We start from the raw sequence: 8648 nt of genomic DNA on the forward strand, positions 1-8648 counted from the left end.
TTTCGTCATGGTACAATTTAGAAAATCTGTAAATCAGAGATAAGGGTGAACTCCATGACCATTGGCGAGGTTATCAAGTATTTCAGAAAGAAAAGTCATCTGACACAAGAAGTTTTATCCGAAGGAATTTGCTCTATACCTTACTTAAGTAAATTAGAGAATAATCAGCTGGAACCAAGTAATGACATCCTGCTGCACCTGTGTAAAAGGTTAGATTTGGATCCTAAAGAAATCGAGAATATAACAAGCCCAAAAATCTTGGAAAAGCTTTTAGAATGGAATGCATTAATAAACCAGGAACGCTTCGAGGAGGCTCTGCTTCTAAAAGATCAGATAGAGTTGAAAAAAGATTATATCTCAAGTCAATTCCTGCGAATTTATTACGATTTATTCTCACTCCATCTTTTGCTCAAGTCTGAAGGGCATGCACCACTCCAACAAATTGAACAGCTTTCTGCTTCCTATGCCTACATGGATTCCAAACAAAGATATCATATGCGAAAAATCGAAGGTATTTATTATTATAAAACAAACGATTGGCATCAATCGGCTTCGTACTTTCAAGAAGCCGTTTTGCTTGGTGAAGTGGTTGGCCTCCAAGAAGCGGACGTCTATTATTCTTTAGCGATAATCTACAGCCGGTTGAGGAAATTTTTGAATTCCAATCAGTACATTAAAAAATGCGAGCTGATCTACCAAAAGAACTTAGACTATAAAAAAGTCCTCAAATGCAAGATGATGTTCGCCATTAACAACCTATTGATGAAGGAATATCAGCTGGCGAGAGAGGATTTCGAAAAAATATTAACGAGCAGTGAGTTAGAAAGTTCTTCAAAATCTATGGTTCTACACAACATCGGGGTCATTTACTATAACCAAAACGATTTTCAACAAGCGGAGAAAGCAATCATAGAAAGTATGGATATGGGCCGCAGCCCCTATTCCCTTTTGAAGTCGTATTATTTTCTTTCCCTTATATATTGTGAACTCCAGCAAGACGGACAAGCGATAAAGTTTCGCAATTTGGGAATAACCCTTGTCAAAGAGTTGAACAATGCAGAATACCACTATAAATTTCAAATCTTGGATTATAAGTACAAACTTGGCCCTGTTGATCCGAAATGGGAACTCATGTTAAAAGAAGAGGTGGTTCCGTTCTTCAAAAAGTTCGGGGATAAAGATGATTACATTCAAGCATTATCTTTACTTGGAGAATTTTATTACGAGCATAAAAAGTATAAACAAGCTGCCGACATTTATATTGAGGTTTCTGCGGAAGCCTTAAGTTAACGGCAGAAAAATCAGAAGACACCTTCCACATTATGTAGCTATTATCATAGCTACCCGCTGAAGAAGGTGTCTTTTGCGTTCTTTGGATTTTTAAAACAATAGTACTGCAACTGTAGATAAATATATATAGTCCCCTTGATCGTTTTTGGGAAAGCGCATGAAAGGAAACTGTGATCACTGCATCCTGGATAGAAGATGGTCTTTAGTAAAATTACAGGAATTTTGTTCGTTCATCTCGAGTTTTCGATTAAATTTTCTCAATACTTCAGAAGTTAGATTACACGTAAAATAAAAGAAGCTGGATACTTAAGAGCCGTCTTGTTTAAATTTAAAATCGTAATTTTTCCAAGACAGAAAACGGAGGTAGTTATGAAAAATTCTTTGATTGTTCTCGGCACACTGATCGTTTTAGGATTAAGCAACCTGGCCGCTGCCTTTGCTTTTCAATTGGATTTTCTGGATATCGCGATACCCTTCGGCGGGCTGGCTTTGGCAATAATTTATTTCTTCAAAAGCAAAGGCGGTGTGGCGAGCCGGCGAATGGACATGGCCATTCAAGGGCAAACAGGCATTCGGATGGACCAGAAAGCCGAACCATCTGAAAGATCTTATATTTTCATTGGTTCGCTTTTCTATTTACTGTTGGTCGTCGCCATTACTTTTTATACATACCGTGAATACTTTTTAGCTTAACAAGATGTTGTTGATCTCGATTTTAAAAGGAATATAGGGGGAGGATGAAATGAAGAAAATAATAGCCATTTTAGGGAAATTCATATTTGGTATTGTCGGCATCGTGTTGATCAGTGCCACCCCAGCCATGTTCCGAGGAGACACTTTTTTTGATTTCCCCGCTTACGCCTTAGCTGTAAAAAGTGTAATCACCGCATTCTTTACACCGGACGAATGGACACTCAGCTATTTGAATCTAAGTACGTTTGAAACTGTACCCTTCTCTTTTTCCAGCTTTTTAAGCGGCCCTTATCTGTATTCCATGCCGTTGTTGCTGATGGCTCTGGTTTTATCTTTTGTCATCGCTTTTGTGCTGGCGCTGCTCACCTTGCAGTCTAACGGCGTTATCAAACGCTCTGCGCTGCAATTTGTAAAAATCCTGCAGTCGTTTCCGGACTTTTCCTACGTCTTTCTCATTCAGATAGTGGTGCTCGCTTTCTACTCGAAAACAGGCACGCTGCTTCTCAGTTTTTACAGCCTAGGCGGCGAACGGATTTACCTTGTCCCGATTCTCTGTTTATCCGTCTTGCCGACCCTGTTGTTTTTTAAACTCTTTATCCTGCTATATGAAGAAGAGCAGCAGCAATCGTATGTTGAATTGGCACGCTCGAAAGGCTTGAGCCAGTTTGAAGTTCTCTGGAAACATTGCACTTCCAATGTGTTGCGAAGTGTATTTTACCAGTCGAAATCCATCGTCTGGCTGACACTTTCCACTTTGTTGATCATCGAATATTTATTCGGCATTGAAGGAATTCTTTATTACCTACGATCCGACTTCAGTCCAAAAGGCATTACCTTCATCCTGCTGACCGTCTTCATTCCATTCTTTCTTTTCTACACCTTCATGGAACTGCTGATGAAAAAGAGTGATGTCGAACGGAACGCTGTCTTTGAGAAATTCAACTTGCGGATATTTGATGAACAGGAAATCCGGACAAGTTGGAAACGGATTCTTTCAAAAAAATTGAAGAGTGCAAAACCGTTTTCATTCCGGTTTAAGAACCGGATGGCTATCATTATCCCTTTACTGCTCGTAGTAAGCTTTCTGTCGGCCAGTCTTCTTTATGGCGTAGTTGCCGATGATGAAGTGGAACAAATTCAATACGCATATGATGAAGATGGCAGCATTGCGAGCAGTGCACCACTAGCGCCATCAGCTGAAGTCGTTTTCGGAACCGACCCCTACGGCTTTTCGATTGCCCAACAGCTTTTGGTCGGCATCAAATACACGATTATTTTGAGCCTGCTCATCGCGACGCTTCGCGTGGCACTCGGCTATGTATTCGGGCTTCTCTACGTATTCTTTCTCAATAACAAGGCGCGAAATATCGTCAATTCCATCGCAGATGGCATGCATTTTTTGCCGCTGACATTGCTGGTCTACATCTTGCTGCTGCCGGTTCTGATCAGCAGCGGGGAATGGAACAGCACGCTATGGGAACGGCTTGCCTTCCAAGTCTTGATCATGTCGGCGGTCGTCTTGCCCATCACTGCCAGTGCCATTGGCAATGAAATGAATGAAACGCTGAAAAAAGACTATGTCGTCAGTTCGGTTTTGATGGGCGGATCTTTAAGTTGGATTCTGACCAAACACATCCAACCGCAGCTATGGCCAAAGCTGGTGTTAATGTGGACACAGCATGTTGTTCAAGTGCTTCAAATGTTTGTCCATTTAGGAATTTTGAACATCTTTGTCGGAGGAGCCCTTTCGCAAATCGATTCCCCGCGGCTCATTCCTGAAATATACGAACTGTCAGGAATGATTTCGATTTCGAGAGAAGTTTTTGTGACAAATCAGTATTGGATGATCCTACCGCCACTAGCAATTTTCATGATGTTAATCTACTGCTTCACGACAATTGCCGAGTATCTCACACAGAAACCAGTGGTGCCTGTAAAAGTACCTGTACCGAATCAATCCAAAGAAGAGTCCAGCTCGGCACCTTCTTTCACGCGAATCAAAAAACCCCAGGTGAACGAAGAAACGAACTGAATGAACAGTCTTTTTGATATTCCACCACCTTAAAAAGGACAGAATCGCTCGAGAAAGAGTTTCTGTCCTTTTCATTTTATTGAGCTTTTTCCTAATACTACAATTTCTCTAAAAAGTGAAGATGAATAAATATTTAATTACTCGAGCTCACTCTAGTCGCCTAATTAATCAGCTACATCGAGTTGAATTAGGTAGAGGTTTTGAACATAATAAACGAGTTGAGTAATGATATTTTCTTCATTACAAAAAATCTACTTACAAAGAAGCGAAGCATTTTGTAGTGCTTCAAGTAAGATTTCTACTCAATAAACTGCTCTATACATTTGGCCCATCTGCTTTTTTAAAAGTAATGACTGCGAAAAGTATGAAAATATAAACTACTGAAATTAACAACGAGAAATTACCATAACCCATATCAAATAAATAATTCATTCCAAATAATGGTGTGATGAACAGCAGATAAATTAGATATTGAATGGATGCTGTCATATCCAAAACATTGTAGTTCATCAATGTGTCTTCAAAAATTTTAATGCCATATATAACTAGACCTGATATAAAACCAACTAATAAAAATCTCTTTAAGCTTTTATGTAATTTACCACTAGACCAGACTTTTTTTATGACTATAAGAAAAGCAATTAGTAACAAAAACGTAGCCAGTAAATTGAAAATACTTATATTTGAGTCTGGGTGTTTTAATGATGGGATTAAATTTGTTGAAAAAGCAATTAAATACGAGCTTATCAGCAAGATCCAAAACTTAAACTTCATTTTAATACCTTCCTCTCGACTATTTGACGAACTGGCTATTTCTCCAAACTCACTTCTTCGATCCACCCTCTGCAGAAGTGAAATTTATCCCCACCACATAGCTGTCACGAAAAGCGACCAAAGAGAAGCACTGAATGCTGTTATGAATAGCAATACCACAATAGGTTCCAGATACTTATAAGTCGAGTCTTGTTTCTTGAATGAACTAAATATTAATAAAGCGGTCAGTAAATAAAGCAGGAATCTTAAAATCGTTAATCCAGTCAAGTAATAAACCGGCCAAATCGGTATAAAGTATTCGCTTAAAAAGTAGGCAATCCCTTGTCCAAACACACAGAAGATAGTTGCCAGCAAAAAGCTGCCGATCAATAACCCATAAAACTTTTTCATCCAATCACCTCTTTGTTATTTGTCTGTTTTTATTCGTTTGAGAAATATAAACTATTCGTTACCGGCTCATTTTTTCACATTCTTTTCCAAATACTTTAGATGAAGCAGGACCTCTTCCATCTCAAAGGAACTGAACCACCGATAATTTGAATCATCAATAATCCGGAAATGTTGGCTGACGACATTCTGTTGGAGTTTAAACTCTCCCCGTTTTTCAACTTCTTTCCACCAGATCTTGCCACCCATCGTTTTCATAACTGGCTGTTCAATATTGTTAAAAGTAACTAATCTCACGACTTCCAAACTATCTTCCCCCAGTCCATTCTGGAGAATCTCACTTTCTTCGAATAAGGCTACACAGGTGACCACGACATTCCAGCCTGCAGCCACTCTTCCTTTTTCAATTTGAATTAATGTCTTTTTGGAGATGCCCAGAATTTTCGCCATTTCTTCCTGTGACAATTCTTTCTCCAGACGGATCAGTCTAATTTTTTGCGATACGATGTCGATTAATTCTTCTTGATTCATTTCAACGCCTCAGTTCTATTTTTTCTAATAAAAACACTTTTAACTCAGTAAAGATACTATGGAATGTGGTACTTATATACTTCGGGATTTTACAAGGGATAATCCAGCGGCAAAAAGAAACAGCACGGATATTATTGAAATGATAATAGCTGTAATCAGAAAATCATCCGTCAACAATTCAATGCCATACCATGGTGTTATTAACAAGGCTATAAATGCTGTGGCCCAAGTTGCATCTAATATTTCCCCATTAGCAAGTGCTGTTAATACAGCAAAGAACAGCGTTACAAGCCAAAATAGCAGAAAAAATTTCATTACGGCCTGATTTTTATTCCGTAAAACAATGAAGAAAACGAAAATCCAAATTGAGACGAAAACAAAAGTAATAATTGCATTCCTGATGGTTGGCGAATTTCCCATTAATGCATCTGGGAAATTCAGAACAAGACACACAATAAATGTGACAATGATCAACAAAATTGATAAAGTGACTTTCCGTTCCATTTCGTCCCCCCTGTTTTGAACTATTTCAATTCGATATTACATATTAAGTGTAATATTACACCTATTGAGTAATTTTGACAATCCATATTTATTTGAATAAGAGGACCAGGCTATTGGACTTTATATTTTTACTCTTTCATTCTCCCTTCTTCCATTTAAAGAAATATAAAAGGAAGGAAAAGAGGCTATGTCTTTCACCTCATTCCTTCCGATAAGCGATCATATGTTAACTATTCGCCTAGGATTTATCGAAGTTTTATCCGATAATGGCGCATGGATTTAGGGACACCCTTTATCTCTAATGTTCCGTTATATACTAATTGGCGCAGTCGGAACTCCAAATAGAAGTAATCCACAAACTCTTCCTGTTCGGCCACTAATTCACCAATTACTTTTGCAGTCAGGATGAACTCTGGGCTTTCCTGTTTTCGATGTAGACTTTCGAGTTTCTCGATGATGAGTGAATCGAAATAATCTTCCGGAACGGCCTGAATCTGACCGTTTTTCCAAATACGCAACACTTCCTCTTTCTGGGATAGAGAGCGCCATTCTTCTTGGAAGTTAATTCTTTTTTCTTCACTGAGCGTTTTGTTATTTTGTTCCTTCTGGAAGAATCGTTTCAGCTGCTTTGAATCCAACAGTCCTGTGTGAAAGTAGGCTGATTCGTCATCACCGGCAATATATTTTTCGTAAAGTTCTGTGGTGTTCATCAGATATATCTTATTTGGCTTATCTCTCAATAGAGTAAGATAAAGGCGGAGACCTGTTTGTTCTTCAGCATTATTCCCATACCAGATATAGATGGGAACATGAGGGGCAATGTCTTCAATCTGGAGCAAGACATTTTTAAATTTGCGTTCATATTCAGTGTCTTCCTGCTCAAAGTTGATATTATCAAACAACCATTCTGTACGGAAATTCAGACCTTCTTTTTCGGGTATTCTCCACAATGGACCAATTGAAAAAGCATCTGGAAAACCAATGACAGTCTTAGGTCGGTCCAATCCTAATCTCAGGGAGCCCGCTGGAGATTCTCCTGTAACAAGATGAACAGCATCTATTTGATTTTTAGCTTTGTTTAGCTGACGGTTTCTTTGAATTTGCTTGTTTATTTCGTCCGCCATAAAATCCAAGTCACGATGATTCATAAATATGCTTCTGCCTTCAACAGGTTCTCTTTCATTATGAATAAACGACTCAAAACTCTCTGGAGATGCTAAATCATACATCTCCGTATTGCTACTATCAATAAGAGTCGATGCCGTTACATATTTATCTATTTCGATGCGATACATTAAAACAAGATTTTCTTCGACTAGAAAATATATGAATGGATAATTGACTCTAGTTTTGATTAAGATCACCCTTCCCTTTTCCATAACTTTACCATATATGGTTTATTACTAAGAATTCATATCTAAAGAATTTATCAGGAAATAAACCTTTGCCTAAAACTTCATAAAAGTATACTTTCTCAAAAAAAAGAGAAAATAAGCTTTAACCAGCCTATTTTCTCGCTCTCTATTTATGCAGCTTCCGATAATCTCATGATATGTAAACCTAGATTCTTTTGAAGTTCAATTTTTGAAAATTTTATATCTAAATTTACATATAGGACTTATTGGAATCCCCTTTAATTTTGAGTGTAAATTAAAGTGCTAACAGAAAGTTGCGACGATTTACTGACATGTTCCTGGAACTCACATTTTTCTTCGCTTGAATTAAAATTGATATAAATTACATCTCCAGGATTTTGATTATTGTATGAATAGAAACTAGAAGGGGGCCGATCATATTCATCGAACAACTGCTTAACTCGCTCACCTTGGTCATTTACAGAAAAAACTTTTGTATTATGTAGGGGAGGAACTTCTTCATAATCTGAACTGGTACGCAATATTCCGTTTTCAGGAATTCTGAATATGACCTCATTATTGTTAATTTCCAACGGGGTTCCTCCGGGGTGACCGTACCGAATCCAAGCACATCCCTTATAACCTTCAGGGATCAAATAAATATAAGCCACCTCTTGGTTTTTTGAACTATCCCAACTTATTGAATAGCCACTTAGGGCTAGGAGTAGAATAAATGCAAGAACAATACTGAGGACGAGAGAAATAAAAAAGAAAAGTATTTTTTTCATGTAACCTCCATATTTTTTATAAGTTTTGGAGAAAGAAGTAAATGCATTCTTCCGAAGCTATTTATACAACTTTTTCAGCTTGCATATTAAGTATAGCTAAAACTTTTAAAAAGATTAAATAATTTTTGGGGGTATTGCGTTCGCAAAAGTACACTTTTCTGAACACTTTTAAACCAGCTTAAATACGGCAAATTGAGCTTTCGTAAACATATCAATTCACTTTGCGAACGTTGGCAACCCCTCACATACATTTACGAACAAAAATGGAGTTTTGATTATTTTAAACTTCAATTC

General features: G+C 37.8%; 9 protein-coding genes. 3 read left to right on the forward strand and 6 right to left on the reverse strand.

Features of this window, described 5'->3' with window-relative positions:
- The first annotated feature begins 54 nt into the window (after nt 1-54).
- The 3 genes from D2910_RS04005 (at nt 55) to D2910_RS04015 (ending at nt 4015) form a co-directional block, all read left to right on the forward strand.
- Nucleotides 55-1290 carry a helix-turn-helix domain-containing protein gene (locus tag D2910_RS04005; protein ID WP_117312460.1) on the forward strand — a complete coding sequence of 412 codons (1236 nt, stop codon included), beginning with the start codon at nt 55-57 and terminating at the stop codon, nt 1288-1290.
- Between the two features lie 369 nt (nt 1291-1659).
- Nucleotides 1660-1983, forward strand: coding sequence for a hypothetical protein (locus D2910_RS04010; RefSeq protein ID WP_117312461.1), 324 nt, complete (start codon nt 1660-1662; stop codon nt 1981-1983).
- Nucleotides 1984-2032: 49 nt separating this feature from the next.
- Entirely contained in the window at nt 2033-4015 is a 1983-nt protein-coding gene (locus D2910_RS04015) for an ABC transporter permease subunit (protein WP_117312462.1), read from the forward strand.
- A gap of 315 nt (nt 4016-4330) precedes the next feature.
- Here D2910_RS04015 and D2910_RS04020 read toward each other — a convergent pair whose 3' ends face one another.
- The 6 genes from D2910_RS04020 to D2910_RS04045 all read right to left on the reverse strand — a co-directional run bounded on the left by D2910_RS04020 (nt 4331) and on the right by D2910_RS04045 (nt 8354).
- Nucleotides 4331-4789 (reverse strand): hypothetical protein, encoded by a 459-nt coding sequence (locus D2910_RS04020; protein ID WP_117312463.1) that lies wholly within the window; start codon nt 4787-4789, stop codon nt 4331-4333.
- A gap of 84 nt (nt 4790-4873) precedes the next feature.
- Nucleotides 4874-5179 carry a hypothetical protein gene (locus D2910_RS04025; protein WP_117312464.1) on the reverse strand — a complete coding sequence of 102 codons (306 nt, stop codon included), beginning with the start codon at nt 5177-5179 and terminating at the stop codon, nt 4874-4876.
- 66 nt (nt 5180-5245) lie between these two features.
- Nucleotides 5246-5707: a helix-turn-helix transcriptional regulator gene (locus D2910_RS04030; protein WP_117312465.1), complete on the reverse strand. Its 462-nt coding sequence runs from the start codon at nt 5705-5707 to the stop codon at nt 5246-5248.
- Nucleotides 5708-5779: 72 nt separating this feature from the next.
- On the reverse strand, nt 5780-6211 hold the full coding sequence (locus D2910_RS04035; RefSeq protein WP_117312466.1) for a hypothetical protein: 432 nt from the start codon (nt 6209-6211) through the stop codon (nt 5780-5782).
- 245 nt (nt 6212-6456) lie between these two features.
- Nucleotides 6457-7575: a DUF1835 domain-containing protein gene (locus tag D2910_RS04040; protein ID WP_165850128.1), complete on the reverse strand. Its 1119-nt coding sequence runs from the start codon at nt 7573-7575 to the stop codon at nt 6457-6459.
- A gap of 269 nt (nt 7576-7844) precedes the next feature.
- Complete coding sequence (locus tag D2910_RS04045; RefSeq protein ID WP_117312468.1) at nt 7845-8354, reverse strand: DUF6843 domain-containing protein; 510 nt, start codon at nt 8352-8354, stop codon at nt 7845-7847.
- Nucleotides 8355-8648 lie beyond the last annotated feature (294 nt).

The sequence above is a fragment of the Planomicrobium okeanokoites genome (assembly GCF_003428875.1).
Lineage (GTDB): Bacteria > Bacillota > Bacilli > Bacillales_A > Planococcaceae > Planococcus > Planococcus okeanokoites.

Coding starts and splice junctions, on each gene's coding strand:
- D2910_RS04045 (WP_117312468.1), bottom strand. CDS start 8,354: ATGAAAAAAATACTTTTCTTTTTTATTTCTCTCGTCCTCAGTATTGTT.
- D2910_RS04035 (WP_117312466.1), bottom strand. CDS start 6,211: ATGGAACGGAAAGTCACTTTATCAATTTTGTTGATCATTGTCACATTT.
- D2910_RS04010 (WP_117312461.1), top strand. CDS start 1,660: ATGAAAAATTCTTTGATTGTTCTCGGCACACTGATCGTTTTAGGATTA.
- D2910_RS04025 (WP_117312464.1), bottom strand. CDS start 5,179: ATGAAAAAGTTTTATGGGTTATTGATCGGCAGCTTTTTGCTGGCAACT.
- D2910_RS04030 (WP_117312465.1), bottom strand. CDS start 5,707: ATGAATCAAGAAGAATTAATCGACATCGTATCGCAAAAAATTAGACTG.
- D2910_RS04005 (WP_117312460.1), top strand. CDS start 55: ATGACCATTGGCGAGGTTATCAAGTATTTCAGAAAGAAAAGTCATCTG.
- D2910_RS04015 (WP_117312462.1), top strand. CDS start 2,033: ATGAAGAAAATAATAGCCATTTTAGGGAAATTCATATTTGGTATTGTC.
- D2910_RS04020 (WP_117312463.1), bottom strand. CDS start 4,789: ATGAAGTTTAAGTTTTGGATCTTGCTGATAAGCTCGTATTTAATTGCT.